This window comes from Roseospira marina, from assembly GCF_014197855.1.
In the GTDB taxonomy this organism is placed as follows: domain Bacteria; phylum Pseudomonadota; class Alphaproteobacteria; order Rhodospirillales; family Rhodospirillaceae; genus Rhodospira; species Rhodospira marina.
Genome location: NZ_JACIGJ010000013.1, coordinates 43,120 through 60,352 on the forward strand (window position 1 = coordinate 43,120; position 17,233 = coordinate 60,352).

Genomic DNA, 17,233 nt, shown 5'->3' on the forward strand with positions numbered 1-17,233 from the left:
GACGATGACGATTCAGGACCTGGCCGCCAAGTACGATCTGCGCCTGCCGCGATACACCTCCTATCCGACGGCGCCGCACTTCTCGCAGGAGGTCGGTCCGGAGACCTACGCGCGATGGCTGGGCGAACTGGATCCCGCCACGCCGCTGTCGCTGTACACCCACATCGCCTATTGCGAGGAGATGTGCTGGTTCTGCGGCTGCCACACGAAGATCACCAAGCGCTACGACCCCGTCGCGGACTACCTGGACGCGCTGCTGACCGAGATCGACATGATCGCCGGCCTGATGCCGGCGCGCATGGGCTTCAAGTTCATGCACTTCGGCGGCGGCAGCCCCACCGTGCTGAAGGCGGAGGACTTCACCCGCCTGATCCGCCACCTGCGCGACCGCTTCGAGATGCTCGACGGCGCCGAGATCGCGGTGGAGATGGACCCGCGCACGGCGACCGAGGACTACGTCAAGGCGATGGCCGAGGTCGGCGTGACCCGCGCCAGCATCGGCGTGCAGGACTTCGAAGCCCAGGTGCAGGAGGCCGTCCACCGCGTCCAGCCCTATGAACTGGTCGCTCAGGTGGTCGAGTGGCTGCGCAAGTACGGCATCACCGACATCAACATGGACCTGATGTACGGCCTGCCGTTCCAGACCACGGAAAGCATCCAGCACACCATCGACCGCGCCCTGGCGCTGAAACCGCGCCGGGTGTCGTACTTCGGCTACGCGCATGTGCCGTGGATGCGCACCCACATGAAGATGATCCCCGAGGACGCCCTGCCCAGCGTGCCGGAACGCTGGAGCCAGTACCTCAACGGCTCGGCCCGATTCGCGCACAACGGGTACGTCACCGTCGGCCTGGACCACTTCGCCGCCCCGGACGACGAGTTGGCGCTGGCCCTGAACAAGCAGGCCCTGCACCGCAACTTCCAGGGCTATACCACCGACAGCGCCCCGGCGCTGGTGGCCTTCGGCGCCTCGGGCATCGGCTCGCTGCCGCAGGGCTACGTCGGCAACCAGGGCGAAATCGGCGCCTATAAGCGCACCGTCCGCGCCGGTACGCCGCCCATCACGCGCGGCCTCGCCATCAGCCATGACGACAAGCTGCGCCGCGCCATCATCGAGCGCCTGATGTGCGACCTCGGCGTCGATCTGGAGACGGTGGCGGCGGAATACGGCGCCAAGGCCTCGGACTTCCAGAAGGAGCTGGACCAGCTTTCCGATCTGGAGGCCGACGGTGTCGTGATCCGCGACGGCTCCCGCCTGCGCGTGACCGAGATGGGCCGCCCGCTGGTCCGCGCCGTGTGCGCCAAGTTCGACCAGTACCTGAACGTGGGCGAAAAGCGGCACAGTCAGGCGGTCTAGCCGGCGGACCGAGCGAAGGCGGCCCATCCGCGCCCCCTTCGGCACCGACACCAAACCCCGCGTCACCATGGCGCGGGGTTCACTTTGTGCGTGTACACGCAAGCGAACGCTCGGGCTGTTGGTCGATTCGCCCACAGCTGGTCCGCATACCGGCAACCGTCCTGTTGTCTTGCAACCGGAACCTTTTTTCTGCGCCGAACGCGGCGGGCGATCCCCGCCGGCCCGGATCCCGGCTTTTCGGCGCCCAGCCCCTTCTTTCGATAGCAAGTTCTGGCCCCAGAGCGCGGAAAAGACCCGGCCGACTCGGAGGGCCAGTCCGGCCACCGCGGGGTTTTTCTCGGCCCCGGGCTTGCCAGCAACCATCGCATACCTGCATAGTTAATGGGCGCATTGGATCAGGGCGCACCGATGTTGTGCGGAGGGGAGCAAGGCTGTGACCCAGGTTACTGTGAAGTGGTACAACCCGAAGAAAGGGTTTGGCTTCGTTCGTCCGGACGAAGGACTCCCGGACGCATTCCTACACGTGTCGGCGGTGGAGGCCCGTGGCCTGGACCGCCTGCCGGAGGGGACGCTCCTGGACTGCACTCTGATTGAGGGTCCCAAGGGCTGGGAGGTGCAGAGCATCGACGCGGTGATGGAGGTGCCGGAGCCGGCACACGCCGCCGACCCCACCGCGATCAGCGACGCGTGCCCGGGTGTGGTGAAGTTCTTCAACGCCTATAAAGGCTTTGGATTCGTCACCCGGGACAGCGACCAGGCGGACGTGTTCGTACACGTGCGCACTCTGGAGCAATGCGGCCTGTGTGATCTGGTGGAGGGCCAGATCGTCAGCATGGCCGTCAGCGAAGGGCCGAAGGGCCTACAGGCCGACCAGATCGCCGTGGTGGCTGAGCCGGAGCGTGCGTCCGGGCCACTGCTGCGGTGGCGCGCGGCCTACGCCGTGGAGGATGCCGACACCGATGCCGAGCACCGCGAACTGGTGACGCTGGCCAATGCCCTGCACGACCGCTGGGCCGCCAACGCCAACCGCGACGAGTTGGCGCGTCTGTTTGACCGCCTGCTCGCGAGCGCCGTCTGTCATCTGGACCGCGAGGACGCGCGGCGCGGCTTCGGCCCCGGCGAGCCGCTCAGCGCCAGCCGCTGGAACTGGATGAAGGACATGGCGGACTTCCGCCAGCGTAGCCTTGCCACGCCACGCCCGCCGCGGTTCACCGAGGATATGGCGGAGTTCCTGCGGGCCTGGGTCACCGCGCACATCCTGGCGGAGGTTGGCGGCCAGCCGCACGTCGTCGAGGTCGCGGCCGCCCAGGGGTAAGAGGGGACTGCCCCCCCGCCTGCCCGACGAACGCAGCGGTGTCGGGCGGGCGGGCGATGGCTACGCGGGGCACGCACCGACGCGGAATCCGACGGCGGCTCCGTGTCGGCGCAAAGTGCTTTAGGCGCGCACCCTCTCCAAGAAGCGGCGGACCTCGTCCTTCAGCGTCTCGGCCTGTTGCGCCAAACTCGTCGCCATGTCCCGCACATGCCCGCTGGCCGTTCCTGACTCGTTCGACGCCCGCCGCACGTCGTCAATGGTGTTCGACACGGCGCGCGTGCCATGCGCCGCCTGCTCCACATTGCGCGCGATTTCGCGCGTGGCGGCGCCCTGCTCCTCCACGGCGGCCGATATAGACGCCGCAATCTCATCGACGGACCGGATAATGCTGGTGATCTGATCGATCGCCTGGACCGCCTTCTCGGTCGAAGACTGCACGCCGCCGATCTGCGCGTCGATATCCCCGGTGGCGCGCGCGGTCTGCTGGGCCAGGCTCTTGACCTCGCTGGCCACAACGGCAAAGCCCTTTCCGGCGTCCCCGGCGCGCGCAGCCTCGATGGTGGCGTTCAGGGCCAACAGATTCGTCTGGTCGGCAATATCCGTGATGAGGTTCAGAACCTCGCCGATCTTCTGCGCCTCCCGGACCAGACCCTGCATCGTCTCGGCGACTTCGTCCGCCTTGCTGACCGCCTGAGACGCGACCTCCGAAGCGTGAGTCACCTGCTGGCTGATTTCGGAAATCGAGCCCGTCAGTTCCTCGGCGGCCGCCGAGACCGTCGCCACGTTGGACGAGGCCTCCTCGGCGGACACCGATACGTCGGCGGACTTGGTATCGGTCTGGCGCGCGAGATCGCTGAGGGTGGCCGCCCCCTGGCTCAGATCCGCCGAGGACGACGACACCTGATCGACAATCCGCCCCACCGACTCCTCAAAGTGGCGCGCCATCTCCAACAGCGACGCCTTGCGCTGCGCCTCCGCCTCGTGCTCCAGGCGGAGCTGATCGTCCCGCAGCCGCTCGATCTCAATGGCGCGATCGCGGAACACGCTCATCGCCCGCGCCAGATCGCCGATTTCGTTGGCTTGATCGGCATACTGAATGTCGATCGACTTGTTGTTGTCCGCCAAGCTCATCATGTTGCCGACAATGAAACCAAGGGGGCCTGTTATGCTTCTCGCCACGATCCACGCAATAGCTGAAAATAGAATGACGATAAGAATGGCAACCAACCCAAACTCGATCAGCGAATCCCAGAACACAGCGTTGACGTCATCAATATAGATGCCGGATCCGACCAACCAGCCCCACGGCTCGTACTCCTTCGCATAGGAAATCTTGGGCGCGGGCTCCTGTTCCCCAGGATGGGGAAACGCATACCGCACGAACCCGCCGCCCGCCTTGGCGGCCGCGATGATCTCGCGGTGGAAGAATTTTCCGTTGGCATCGCGGCTGTCACGGACATCCAAACCAATCCGCGCGGGGTTGCCACCGTGGGCTATGATCACGCCATCCAGCGTTTCGAGCCAGTAGTATTCATCGCCATCGTAGTGCATGCGCGAGACGGTGGCCTTGGCCAGCTCTTTCGCCTCGCCCTCCGTCAAACGCCCGGCGTCGACCTCTGCCCGCATCTGCTCCAGGACGCCTTGAACGACCTCGACGACATTGCGGACCTTGGCCTCACGATCCGCCATCATCTGCTGTTTTTGCGCAAGAAGCTGGTACGTCGACAGCGCGATCAGCGCCACAAAGGCCGCCAAGACCACAACCGCCAACCGGCCGCCGATTTTCATCTGAAATAGGGACATACTTGAATGCTCCGGCCCCGTGTGCCTCGGGCCGCATTCGTCCTAACAGACGAAGAACACCCCGGGTCGCGCGCGCCTTTTGGTTCCGTCTGCGCGATTCGGGACGGTCCTTACACGATTCCCTTACATTCAGAACAGGTTAAACGGAGCACCCTCGACGCAGGTCATACGTCTGATACAGACCTTTCTTAGAGTCCTCACATCTATACATCGGACTCGCGCTGCCAGGGCACCAACGCGCGCATCCCGGCATCGACCGCCCGGTACAACACGACCGCGAACACCGCCAACGCCGCCAGCGCGGCAAACATCAGGTCGATCTGCATGCGCGCGTTGGCGTGCAACATCAGGTACCCGAGCCCCGCGCTGGACCCGACCCACTCCCCGACCACGGCGCCGATCGGCGCGACCGCCGTCGCCACCCGCATCCCGCTCGCCAGGGCGGGCAGCGCGGCCGGCAGGCGCACATAACGCAGCATCGCCCACCGGCCGGCGTTCATCACCCGCGCCTGCTCCAGCCACAGCGGATCCGTGCGGCGCAGCCCGTCCAGAAAGGCACTCGCCACCGGGAAGTAGATGATCAGCGTGGCCATCGCGACCTTCGAGGCCAGCCCGTAACCCAGCCAGAGCACGAGCAGTGGCGCCAACGCGAACACGGGCACCGCCTGGCTGACCACCAGGACCGGCAGCAGCCAGCGACGAACCGGCGCCCAGGACACCAACGCCAGCGCCGAGGCCACGCCCAGCGCCGTCCCCAGTCCCAAGCCCAGCAGGATCTCGCCGTAGGTCACCAGGGCGTGGTGCACCAGCGTGTCGAACCGCTCAATGGCGGTGCGCGCGGTCTGCTCGGGCGACGGCAGCAGGTAGGACCGCCGGCCGTTCATCACATAGGCCAGATGCCACAGCGCAAGCAGCCCCGCGACGGTGACCACGCCCCGGACCAAGCCCTTCATGAGCCGGCCCCCGCATGGTGTTCGCCCGTCAGGCGCCGCACCAGATCCGCCTGGCGGGCGAGTAGCGCCGGATCATCGGCCGCACGCGGCGGCGCCCCCGGCGGCTCCAGCGGCGCGTCGAGGTTCGCTGGCCGGCCGTGCAGCACATGGATGGCGTCGCCGAGGCGCAGCGCCTCCAGCGGATCGTGCGTGACAAGCAGAACGGTGCGCCCGGTCAGCAGGCGGGCGGTCAGATCCTGAAGGCGCAGGCGGGTCAGGAAGTCGAGCGCGGAAAACGGCTCGTCCATCAGGATCACCGGCCGGTCTTCCATCAGCGCGCGGGCCAGGGCGACGCGCTGCCGCATACCGCCGGACAAGCGGCCCGGACGGTCGTGGAGGCGGTCACCCAACCCCACGTCGGCCAACATGGAGGCCGCTCGTTTGCGCGCTGGGCGAAGAGGCTCGCCGCGAAGCCGGGCGCCGAGCGCGACGTTGTCGAGGGCGCTGGCCCAGGGCAGCAGGGAGTCCCGCTGCGCCAGATAGGCCACCCGCCCCGCCAACGGACCGCCATCGTCGCAAACGACCGTCGCCCGCACATGGTCGCCGACCTCCAGGCCCGCGATCAGACGCAGCAGGGTGGACTTGCCCACGCCGCTCGGCCCGAGCAGCGCCGTCGTCCGCCCGGCCCGAAGCTCCAGCGCCAAGTCCGCGAACAGCCTCACACCGTCATAGCTGAGCGTGGCCTCGGACAGCCGCACGCCAAGGCCCGGCTGGACTCCCGGCGCCGGACCACACGCGCGCGCCACCGCGAGCCGGCGCCCGCCCCTCAAGACGCGCCGCCCGCGCGGGGGCGGGATGCACGCGAACCAGGGGCCAGACACGGAACCGGAGCCAGACCATGGCGCGGAAACAGGATACGGGGCGCGCTGAGATAGGCACCGGCGCGGTCGGTCATGCCGCGACCTCGTCGGGTCCAATCGGCTGCCCTGATCGGGGCAGCACGAGGGTGAACCGAGCGCCGTGCCCCGGCTGGCTGTCGGCTTCGATCCGCCCCCCCAGACGCTGGATCATCTCGGTGCAGACCAAAAGGCCAAGGCCTGTCCCAGGCTCATTCTGGGTACCCAGGGTCGAGACGGGGTCCCCCGCCTCCATGATCCGCCGCAAGACCTCCGCCCGGACCCCCACGCCCGTATCGATCACGTTCAGGCGGACGACCTCGGCCTCCTGTTCCACGGTTACGGACACTCGGCCCCCTTCCGGCGTAAACTTCAGCGCGTTGCTCAGCAGATTGCGCAATGCGGTCGTCAGCATGTAGGCGTCGACGCGAAGCGTGACGGTCGCGTCGGCCATGACGACGACCTCGATACGTTTGCGCTCTGCGACAGCGGCCAGATTGTGGACGGCATCGTCGATCACGGGCAGCAGAGCCTGCTCGGTGGGCACAACCGGCCGCGCCTCCACATGCAAACGCGCCCAGTCCAGAAGGTTGTCGAGCAGCGCCAGCGCGTGGCCGGCGGCCTCCTGGATGTTATGGGCATAGCCCAGCGCCTGATCCACCGTCAGCGATGTGCCGAGGTTTTCCATCAGATCGGCATAGCCGAGGATAGGGCTGAACGGCCCACGCAGATCGTGGCCGATAATCGAAAACAGGCGATCCTTGTCGCGGTTGAGCTGTTCCAGGCGGGCGTGGCTTTCCGCGGCCGCCCTCTCCGCCATCTTGCGCGCGGTAATGTCCTCGACCGTCGTCACTTTAAACGGGTCGCCGTTGCGATCGAAGAACCGCGCCGCCCCGACGCGAACCCACACCGGCTTGCCGTCGAGCCGGCGCACCTCCCACTCCGCCGGCACTTCGCCGCCGGACTCCAGGAATTCCGCGTGCATGCGGACCGCCGCCTCGCGCGCCTCGGGCGGCACCACAACGGTGAAGGGCCGGCCCAAAACCTCCTTCGGCGTGGTGCCGTAAATGGCGCACCAGCCATTCGACACGCTGACGAGGTTCCCCGCTTTGTCGGTGATGCAGACCCCGGTGCGCAAAGCCTCGTTAATGGCCGTCAGAATCTGTGCCGGATCCCATCCCTCCGCCAGTCCAAAGGGTCCATCCATGTGCCGTGCTCCCTACGCGTCGGCGCCCGAGCTCTGAGCCCTCCTTGGATTTATAGAGCCCCAACCAACGCCACGCCAAGAGATCCCGGCACGTCTTAGGGACGGACCTTATACCCTGTGCCTGCGCGGCAGACCGGCGCAATGTGGTTGTCAGAACGGACCGGACGCGGATACTGCCGGACACCGCTTGATACCGTTGTGAGAGGATTGCCCGCGTGTCATCCCTGGAAGTCGCCGATCCCTTCGCCCTGTTCGATGCCTGGATGAAGGAGGCCGAGAAAACCGAACCGAACGATGCCAACGCGGTTGCGCTGGCCACCGCAACGCCGGACGCCGCGCCGTCCGTGCGCATGGTCTTGCTGAAGGGCGTCATTCCCCAGCCCGGCCCCGATGGCGGGTTCGTGATCTACACCAACATGGAAAGCCGCAAGGGCCAGGAGCTCGCCGCCAACCCGCGCGCGGCGCTGTGCTTCCACTGGAAGTCCCTGCGCCGTCAGATCCGCGTCGAGGGCCCCGTGGTGCCCGTGACCGAGGCCGAGGCGGACGCCTATTTCCAGTCGCGCGCCCGGGACAGCCGCATCGGCGCCTGGGCCTCGTCGCAGTCCCGTCCCCTCGAGAGCCGGCTGGAGCTGGAAAAACGGATCGCCCAGTTCGCGGCCCGCTACGCCATCGGACCGGTGCCCCGGCCACCATACTGGACCGGCCAGCGAGTCGTCGCCAAGCGGGTCGAATTCTGGCGGGATCGGCCCTTTCGGTTGCATGATCGTGTCGTTTATACCTGGGACGATACACAGTGGCAGACGCAGCGCCTGTATCCCTAAGGTTCGGTCCTTAGGGTCCCGGACCGCCCGCCCCTTACGCCGAGGCTTCGCCATGACACCAGACGCCGCACCGACCCAGACCGGACTCGGCCGCGCCTTCAGCGGACCGCCGGAGAGCGAACGGCTGATGCGCTGGGCCACCTATGCCGCGGTCGGGACAGCGGTGACGCTGATCCTGTTCAAACTGGTGGCGTGGTCGCTGACGGGATCCCTGTCGCTGCTGTCCACGCTGGTCGACTCGGTGCTCGACGCCGCCGCCTCGCTGCTGAACCTGTACGCGGTGCGCGTCGCGCTGGAACCGGCGGACCATGACCACCGGTTCGGCCACGGCAAGGCCGAGCCCCTGGCCGGTCTGGCCCAGGCGGCATTCATCGGCGGCTCCGCCCTATTCCTGCTGGTCGAGGCCGGATCGCGGTTTCTCGACCCGGTCCCGCTCGCCCACTCCGGCGTCGGTGTCGCGGTCATGGTGGTCTCGATCACCGCCACGCTGGGCTTGGTGCTGTTTCAGCGCCACGTCGTGCGCCGCACCCGATCCGTGGCCATCAGCGCGGACTCCATGCATTACGCCGGGGACGTCCTCATCAACCTCAGCGTCATCGCCTCGCTGCTGCTGACCCAGTGGGCCGGGCTGACGTGGGCCGATCCGGCGTTCGCCACCGCCATCGCCGCGTACCTTCTGTTCACGGGCTGGACCATCCTGCGCACCGCGCTGAGCCTGCTGATGGACAAGGAGTTCGAAGAGCCCGACCGCCTGCGGATCCTGGACATCGCGCGCGACCATCCCGATGTTCACGACGCCCATGACCTTCGCACCCGGTCCTCCGGCCAGCAGGCGTTCATCCAGCTTCATCTGGAGATGGACCGCGATTTCCCGCTGTGGAAAGCCCACCGCATTGCCGAGCAGGTCGAGCGGCGGGTCCGGCATGCCTTTCCGGACGCGGACGTGTTGATTCACCAGGATCCCACGGGCATCGCGGAAGCCCACCCCAGCCTCGCCTATGAGGACGGTACGGACCCAAACCACGCCGAACCCGGGACGTCCGCGCCAGGATAAAAAAACAACGGCCCCGCCGATCGGGATCATCGGTGCCGAACTGCCACGCCTTACCCTCACGTCTCGGCAAAAACACGCGCCGTCCTAGAAATACCTGTAGCATTGGATACAATACGGCTAAAGTTCGCCGTAATGACCGGCGGGCCGGACGCGCAAACACGGCGGGATGGGGGTACTCCGGAGCATGATGCAGGCGGGATGGATGCCCCGGCTGGGCGCATCAATTGCGATGGCGTGTGCCGTTTCTCCCGGCACGGCCTCGATCAGTTGGGCCGCGGATCTGGACTGGATTGATATCACCAACGCGCCGAACACCACGGACGGCCGGGTCACGATCAACCTGACAGACCTCGACGCGGATTTCCGGGCCTCCGGCCGCACCAACACGGCCTTTGGCGCCGTTCGGCTGGACGATACCTTTCCGACCGGCCTCGCGCTGACCGTGGGGAATGGCCTGTTCGGCACGGCGGCCGACGTGGACGCTGCCGTGGCGACCCAGACCGGATGGACGGGCGTCGGCGATGGGTACGCCGCGATCTCCAGCGCCATCGACACCTACGGCGGCGCCTTCCGCCCGGACACCTCCCGGGTCATCGCGTTCGGCTCGGCCGAAACCTCGTTCTCCGGCAACACGAGCAACTTCACCCGACAGGTCATCGATGCGTCCGTCACCGAGGCCTCGCTGGCCCGGAAGCTTCGCGACAGTGGCGTGAAGCTGTTCGCCTTCGTCGATAGCCCGATCGGGGGCTCCGGCGACCCGATCCTGGCCGTCATTCGCAACGCCGACTCCGACCAATACACCCTCGCCCGCCTGCGCGGTGACGCGGTGGTGTATGAAACGACGTCCGACATTTCCGGCCTGTTTCCCGAGGGCCGCACGGACTACACGGATCTCGCCCTCGAGTCCAACGGCGCGATCATGGACCGCAGCGCCGGCACCAACCTCACCGTCGACGCCGTAAACCCCATTCCCGGCGTGACGGACTCCATCCTGGAAAACCTGAGCGTCGATGAGGTCGAGGGCGCGCAACGCGAACTGGAATCCTCCGGCGTGGCCAACAACCGCTCGACCGTGCGCCGCCTGATCGGTGTGATGAACGGGCGCGCAGCCTCCCTGCTGCTTCGTGGGCAACCAATCGTCCCGTTCGTGGACCGCGAGGATCGTGACGAAACGGAAGAGGGAACCATCGCGGCCCGCGCCCCCCTGACCGGTCTGGCCGGCGGCGACCCGGAGGGCTGGACCGTCGGCCGCCTTGGCATCTGGGCCGACGCGGCCGGGTCGCTGTACAACGCCAAGGACAGACTGGGGAAACTCTGGGGCAGCCAGTACAGCGTGATGGGCGGCGCGGACTACCGCATCACCGACGAGGCCCTGACCGGCCTCAGCCTCGGGTACGAGCACATCGACGTCGAGTTCGACAGCAACCGCGAGCGCGCCGTCGACTACGTCTTCGCCACGCTGTACGGCGCCCATCTGCTGGGCGAGGTGTTCTCGATCGATGCCCTGATGTCCTACGGCCTGGGGTTCAACACCACCAGCGAAGCCGCGCCCCTGGTCGGCGACGGCGAGCACGATCACCTGTCGCACCGGTTCGTCGGCGCATCCAGCCTGTCGTACAACGACAGGCTCGGTGAGCGCGTCACACTGTTCGGCAGTGGTGGCGTGTCCTACAGCCACGAGATCATCGGCGATTACGAGACCGGCGCCGGCGCGACGGTGTCGCCGGAGGATGCCGCGTTGGGCCAGCTTCATGCCTCGGGCGAGGTCGGCTACCTGCTGGAGTACGGCGCGGAAAGCCGCCTGCACCCGTTCGCCACCGCCCGCTTCGAGTATGACTACCTCAACAGCGCGGGCGGCGACCGTCTCGGCGCGCTGGTCGGCGGCGGGCTCCGTGCCCAGATCGACGATGCGTTCAGCCTGGAGGCCTTCGGCAACACCGAGGTCGCGCGCTCTGACGCGGACAGCACCAGTTTCGGGCTGACGGCCCGGTTCCAGTTCTAGGCGCGATCACGGCGCGGCCGGCCGGGCGCGTTCCGACGGTAGGACGCCCCCGGTTCCTTGAGGGAGACGTTCATGGCCACCATCAACGGGACCTTCGGCGACGATACCCTTGTCGGCACCAGCGGCAACGATGTGTTCAAAGGCGGTAGCGGCAACGACACCCTGACGGGCAACGGCGGCACGGACGTGTTCGAAGGCACGGTTTCGTACTTCGGCTATACCATTCATGTGACGGACCTGGGCCACGGGGATGCCTTCCGAATCGTGGACGCGCCTGGCGTCACGGTCACCGGCTTCAGCTACGCCACCGGCGTTCTGACCATCGACGGCGACGAAGATGGCGACCCCGTCAGCGTCGATGTCGACATCGACAACGCCCCTGCCGGCACCTTCGCGCTCACCTCTGGGGCCGGCTATGCCCTCCTGACCTTCCAGGCGGACGGCTACGAACCGCCTGTCCCGCCCGCGCCCGAAGAGCTGACCCTCTCCGTCGAGGCGGTCTCCCAGGTCCTGCCGGAAGACGACACGCCCGGCACCGTTCAGATCGTCCTGACCCCGGACACTGCGGTGTCGTACACATCCACGGTCGCCATCACCCTCGTGGCGGGCACGGCCACCGACGCCGACTATGTCATCCTCAAGTCCGAGGTCGAAATCCCGGCCGCCTCGACTGCCCCCGTTACGGTCGACGTGGCCCGCATTGTCGACGACACGCTGTTCGAGGACAGCGAGACATTCACCGTCAGCCTTAGCGCGGTCGAAAGCACCGTCACCCTGTCGCAGACAGAAATTCCGTTCACCATCGCGGACAGCGACGCCCCCATTCCCACGGTGGTGTCGATCACGGCGGCGGGGGGCGACACCACGCCGTCCAGCGTGAAATACCCCTGGGAGCACGCGGAGACGGCGGAGAGCGTGACGTTCACCGCCACCTTCAGCGACGCCGTGGTCAACGTCGATCCCAGCGATTTCGCGCTCGCCGTCACGGGCTCGGCCGCGGGCCGCATCGCGTCCTTCCGCGCCATCGGAGCGACCACGGTCGAGATCGTCGTGGATTCTCTCTCCGGCGAGGGCACCGTCGGGCTGGACATCGCCGCCGGCACCGACATCCGCGCCCGGCTGGGCGGCCAGCCGCTGGACCCGACCGAACCGGCGACGGATGACGTCCTCTCCGTGGTGCGGAGCGCCGTCCCATCCACGCCAGCGTCAGTCGTGGACCCTCTGCGTGTGATCGTCAGCGGGGACGAGACCGTGACCCTGGACATTCAGGGACCGGTGTCGGTGGTCTCCGGAGTGCCGTTCCAGGCCGCGTATTACCTGTACGAAAATCCCGACGTGGCCGCCGCCATTGCGGCCGGCGCGGTCCCGGATGCCGCGACCCACTTCGCCCGGTTCGGGCTGACGGAGGGGCGGGCGCCGAACCCGCTGTTCGACGAGAGCTGGTATCTGGAGCACAACGCCGACGTCGCCGCCGCCGTGGCCGCCGGATCGATCGCGTCGGGCCTCCAGCATTACGCCCTGTCCGGAGCCGGCGAGAACCGGGCGCCGAGCGCGATGTTCGATCCGCAGGCCTATCGGGACGCCAACCCGGACGTCGCCGACGCGGGTGTCGATCCGGTGCTCCACTTCCTGCTGAACGGGGCCTCGGAGGGGCGTGTCGGATACCTGGTCGACGGGTGGAGCGGTTAGAACGCCCCCGCCCCACCACGGGCGTCGCCCCTGGGGTCAGCCGGTGGCGCTGGCCGTCGACGCGGGCGGGTGCGTCTTTGACGGCGCGCCGGTGGCGGCATCGGCGGCCAGCGGCAGATAGACATGAAACGTCGAGCCCTCGCCCACCACGCTTTCGGGCACGAGCAGGCCGCGATGGCGGGCCAACACATGCTTGACGATCGCGAGGCCGAGCCCCGTGCCACCCATCTGGCGGGACCGCGCGCGATCCACGCGGTAGAACCGTTCCGTTAGGCGCGGCAGGTGGTCGCGCTCGATCCCTTCGCCCTCATCGCGCACCGCGATGTGGATGCAGGGACCGCGCCGGGGACCGCGCAGAGGCGCCGGCATGCCCGCCGGTCCCTGCGACACGACGTGCCCCGAGACGGTGACGGTGGAATCGGGCCGGCCATACTTCACAGCGTTGTCGAGCAGGTTCTGGAACACCTGGCTGAGCTGATCCGCATCCCCGACGACGGGCGGCAGCCCCGGGTCCAGGTCGAAGACGATCGCGCAGCGCTTGGCGCGGCATTTCAATTCCAGGCTGCGGGCGATCCGATGCACGAGTTCCGGTAACGGCACGGTATCGGTGGGCGCCGCGTGCTCGTTGATCTCGATGCGCGACAGCGACAACAGATCCTCGACGAGGCGCTGCATGCGCCGGCCCTGCTCCAGCATGATCGGCAGGAAGCGGTCGTGGGCGTCCGCGTCGTCGCGGGCAGGCCCCATCAGGGTCTCGACGAAGCCGACGAGGCTGGACAGCGGCGTGCGCAATTCGTGGCTCGCGTTGGCGACAAAGTCGGCGCGCATGCGCTCCAGGCGGACCAGCTTGGAGACGTCGTGCATCGAGACCATAACCTCGGCGCCCTGGCGGTCGGGCTGGGCGAGCGGCCCCACCCGCACCTCGTAGTCCCGCTCCACCGCGCCGGGCAGCACCACCTGGACCGCGCGGCCGGGACCACCGGCCAGCACCGCCTCGACGGCCGTGAGAACGACCGGATCGCGGAGCAGCAGGGTCAGAGGCTTACCGACCCCGTCCCGGCCGAACAGGGCACGCGCCGCCGCATTGCCGCGCGTCACGGCCCCGCCGGTGTCGATCAGCAGAATCGGGTCGGGCAGGCTGTCCACCACCAGCGCGTCCGACTCGGCACGGATGGCCAGTGTGGTCAGACGGCGGTCGCAGGCGCGACGCAGGTCCTGCACCGCCTGCATCTGGCCGCGCGCCACGCGCGAATAGACGATCTCCGGCGGCCCGGGACCGAGCCGCCGGCCGTCCGCCAGGGCGCGGGCGGTGCGTTCCACAGCATGCAGGTCGCGCAAGTGCGGGAGGAGCATCAGCGCGGTCCCGCCCAGCAGGACCGGCGCCAGAGCGAGCGCCAGCCACCCCGGCGTCAGCACGCCGGTCACCGCCAGAACCGCCAGCAGCGCGACCCCCGGCGACGCGATCATGAGGGTCCCGCGCAACAGACGCCCGGGCAGTGGCGTTCGAAACCGCTGGAGGAGAGCATTACGGACCATGGCCTGGTCTCCCCGACACCCGCCGTCGCCCCCCAAAACCGCGAGCGATCATCCGCCCGGCCCCAACAGACTCAGCGTACCCAGACGGACCGCACCGCCGACTCAGGTTCGACGCAGGGCGTCATACGCAGCCATGACCGCCATGTGGACCATGTCCGAGACCGTGGCGTCCATGGCCGTAATCTGCACGGGGCGTGACAGACCAATCAACATAGGACCAATAACCGTTCCACCGCCCAGTTTCTGAAGAAGCTTGTATGAAATGTTGGCCGAGTTCAGCCCCGGCGTGATCAGCACGTTGGCCGGTCCCGACAGACGCTGGAAGGGATAGACCTTCAGCAGTTCCGCATCCAAGGCGACATGCGCGCCCATCTCGCCCTCGAACTCGAAGTCGGGGTGGCGCTGCTCCAGAATGCGCACCGCCTGACGGGCCATCACCGGGTTCTCGCCCTCCGGCGCGCCGAAGGTCGAATAGGACAGGAACGCGACGCGCGGCTCATGCCCGAGTTGCCGCGCCTTGCGGGCCGCCTGACAGGCGATGTCGGCCATCTGCTCGGCGGTGGGCGCCTCGTGCACGGTCGTATCCGCGATGAACACCGTCCGGCCCTTCGCCACGACCATCGTCAGCCCCATCAGGCGATCCCCCGGGGTCGGATCGATGCACATGCCGACCTGATCGAGAATGTGATGCTGATGCCGGGTCAGGCCCGTCACCATGGCATCCGCATCGCCCATGGCGACCATACAGGCGCCGAACACGTTGCGGTCCTGGTTGACCCAGCGCTGCGCGTCCCGATACAGCGCGCCACGCCGGTTCATCCGACTGTAGACGAAATCGGTGTAATGCTTGTTATGGTAAGAGACCTTGGCGTTGTAGACTTCGATACCCTCCAGGCTGCCCAGGCCGAGGCGCGCCACCGCCTCTTCGATCTGGTCCTCGCGCCCCACCAGGATCGGCGTGCCGTAGCCGCCGTTGCGGTAAGCGATCGCGGCGCGGATGGACTTTTCCTCCTCGCCCTCGGCGAAGACGACGCGCTGCGGGTGGGCGGCCACCTCGTTGTGGATCGCCTGCAGGCTCGCCACCGTCGGATCGAGCCGGGCGGACAACGCCTGCCGGTAGCCATCCATATCGACGATGGGCATCGTCGCCACGCCGGTGTCCATGGCGGCGCGGGCCACCGCCGGCGGAATGGCGAAGATCATGCGCGGATCGAACGGCACCGGGATGATGTAGTCTGGACCATAGCGCAGCCGACGCCCAGCGTAGGCGGCCGCGACCTCGTCGGGCACGTCCTCGCGCGCCAGATTGGCGATGGCGCGAGCGGCCGCGACCTTCATTTCCATGTTGATGCTGCGCGCCCGCACGTCGAGCGCGCCGCGGAAGATGTAAGGGAAGCCCAACACGTTGTTGATCTGGTTCGGGTAGTCCGACCGGCCCGTGGCCATGATGGCGTCGGTGCGCACGGTGGCGACCTCTTCCGGCGTGATCTCCGGGTCCGGGTTGGCCATCGCGAAGATGATCGGCTTGTCGGCCATGGCCGCGACCATCTCCGGGGTCACCGCGCCCTTGACCGACAGTCCCAGGAAGGCGTCGGCCCCGGCCAGCGCGTCGCTCAGGCTGCGCATGTCGGTGTTCACCGCGTGGGCCGACTTCCACTGGTTCAGGTCTTTGCGATCCCGGTGAATGATGCCCTTGGTGTCGCACAGTATGACGTTCGCGGGCGACGCGCCCATGAACTTGATGAGTTCCGCGCAGGCGACCCCCGCCGCGCCGGCCCCGTTGATGACGACCTTGACGTCGCGCAGATCCCGCCCGGTCAGATGGCAGGCATTGATGAGACCGGCCGCGACGATGATAGCGGTGCCGTGCTGGTCATCATGAAAGACCGGAATGTTCATCAGCTCCTTCAGACGCTGCTCGATGATGAAGCATTCCGGAGCCTTGATGTCCTCCAGGTTGATCCCGCCGAACGTGGGGCCGAGGAACCGAACGCAGTTGACGAACTCGTCCACGTCCAGGGTGTCGACTTCCAGGTCGATGGCGTCCACGTCGGCGAACTTCTTGAACAGGACGGACTTGCCTTCCATCACCGGCTTCGAGGCCAGGGCACCGAGATTGCCGAGCCCGAGCACGGCGGTCCCGTTGGAGATCACCGCCACCATGTTGCCGCGCGCCGTATAATCATAGGCCGTGGTCGGATCGCGCTCGATCTCCAGGCAGGGCGCCGCCACGCCAGGAGAGTACGCCAGCGACAGATCCCGTTGGGTGGTCAAAGGCTTGGTGGGGCTGATCTCGATCTTGCCCGGGCGGCCCGAGGCGTGCATCAGAAGCGCTTCGCGCGCCAGATTGGAAATCGGTTTCGTCTCGTCCATGCCTGTCACGTCTACCCTGGATAGTGGCCGATGATGGGAGGGGCGGTACCGAACACCGCCGTTCGCTGCGAGACCAACTCGGACGACGCTGGAACGCTTGACGACGCATCCCGTGTCACGCCTTCCGGCTGCGCCGCCGGACTGCGCCTTCGACGTGCGGACTCCGGCTCCGCCGAACGGACCAGCCGGCGCCCCCCCGAAGGACGGGACTCATAATGCCGCCTCGGGTCCCGAGTGCCCAGCGATTT

12 protein-coding genes are annotated in these 17,233 nt (G+C 67.5%); 6 read left to right on the forward strand and 6 right to left on the reverse strand.

Annotation, left to right across the window (positions count from 1 at the left end; all coding sequences use genetic code 11):
* Positions 1–4 precede the first annotated feature (4 nt).
* Together hemN and GGD82_RS21455 are read left to right on the forward strand one after the other, a co-directional pair.
* Complete coding sequence (gene hemN / locus GGD82_RS15350) at positions 5–1,357, forward strand: oxygen-independent coproporphyrinogen III oxidase (protein ID WP_375782133.1); 1,353 nt, start codon at positions 5–7, stop codon at positions 1,355–1,357.
* Positions 1,358–1,790: 433 nt separating this feature from the next.
* The gene (locus GGD82_RS21455) at positions 1,791–2,672 is read left to right on the forward strand and encodes a cold shock domain-containing protein (RefSeq protein WP_150063007.1); all 882 of its coding nucleotides are present in this window, start codon (positions 1,791–1,793) and stop codon (positions 2,670–2,672) included.
* A gap of 120 nt (positions 2,673–2,792) precedes the next feature.
* On the opposite strand, the gene GGD82_RS15360 is transcribed toward GGD82_RS21455, so the two are convergent.
* The 4 genes from GGD82_RS15360 to GGD82_RS15375 form a co-directional block, all read right to left on the reverse strand.
* Entirely contained in the window at positions 2,793–4,475 is a 1,683-nt protein-coding gene (locus GGD82_RS15360) for a methyl-accepting chemotaxis protein (RefSeq protein ID WP_150063008.1), read from the reverse strand.
* A gap of 203 nt (positions 4,476–4,678) precedes the next feature.
* The gene (locus GGD82_RS15365) at positions 4,679–5,428 is read right to left on the reverse strand and encodes an ABC transporter permease (protein WP_150063009.1); all 750 of its coding nucleotides are present in this window, start codon (positions 5,426–5,428) and stop codon (positions 4,679–4,681) included.
* A complete protein-coding gene (locus GGD82_RS15370; protein ID WP_150063010.1) occupies positions 5,425–6,165 on the reverse strand; it encodes an ABC transporter ATP-binding protein in 741 nt (246 codons plus the stop codon). The genes GGD82_RS15365 and GGD82_RS15370 overlap by 4 nt, the downstream gene beginning before the upstream one ends.
* A gap of 193 nt (positions 6,166–6,358) precedes the next feature.
* Complete coding sequence (locus GGD82_RS15375) at positions 6,359–7,510, reverse strand: PAS domain-containing sensor histidine kinase (RefSeq protein WP_150063011.1); 1,152 nt, start codon at positions 7,508–7,510, stop codon at positions 6,359–6,361.
* 215 nt (positions 7,511–7,725) lie between these two features.
* Here GGD82_RS15375 and pdxH point away from each other — a divergent pair, with 215 nt between their 5' ends.
* The 4 genes from pdxH (at position 7,726) to GGD82_RS15395 (ending at position 13,076) form a co-directional block, all read left to right on the forward strand.
* The gene (gene pdxH / locus GGD82_RS15380; RefSeq protein WP_150063012.1) at positions 7,726–8,331 is read left to right on the forward strand and encodes a pyridoxamine 5'-phosphate oxidase; all 606 of its coding nucleotides are present in this window, start codon (positions 7,726–7,728) and stop codon (positions 8,329–8,331) included.
* A gap of 52 nt (positions 8,332–8,383) precedes the next feature.
* Positions 8,384–9,385 (forward strand): cation diffusion facilitator family transporter, encoded by a 1,002-nt coding sequence (locus GGD82_RS15385; protein WP_150063013.1) that lies wholly within the window; start codon positions 8,384–8,386, stop codon positions 9,383–9,385.
* 184 nt (positions 9,386–9,569) lie between these two features.
* Complete coding sequence (locus tag GGD82_RS15390) at positions 9,570–11,387, forward strand: autotransporter outer membrane beta-barrel domain-containing protein (RefSeq protein ID WP_150063014.1); 1,818 nt, start codon at positions 9,570–9,572, stop codon at positions 11,385–11,387.
* A 72-nt stretch (positions 11,388–11,459) separates the two neighbouring features.
* Positions 11,460–13,076 (forward strand): Calx-beta domain-containing protein, encoded by a 1,617-nt coding sequence (locus GGD82_RS15395; protein ID WP_150063015.1) that lies wholly within the window; start codon positions 11,460–11,462, stop codon positions 13,074–13,076.
* 36 nt (positions 13,077–13,112) lie between these two features.
* Here the strand turns inward: GGD82_RS15395 and GGD82_RS15400 are convergent, their stop codons facing one another.
* Together GGD82_RS15400 and GGD82_RS15405 are read right to left on the reverse strand one after the other, a co-directional pair.
* Positions 13,113–14,612, reverse strand: a complete 1,500-nt coding sequence (locus GGD82_RS15400) for an ATP-binding protein (RefSeq protein WP_150063016.1) — start codon at positions 14,610–14,612, stop codon at positions 13,113–13,115.
* 102 nt (positions 14,613–14,714) lie between these two features.
* Positions 14,715–16,985, reverse strand: coding sequence for an NADP-dependent malic enzyme (locus tag GGD82_RS15405; protein WP_150063017.1), 2,271 nt, complete (start codon positions 16,983–16,985; stop codon positions 14,715–14,717).
* Positions 16,986–17,233: the final 248 nt, after the last annotated feature.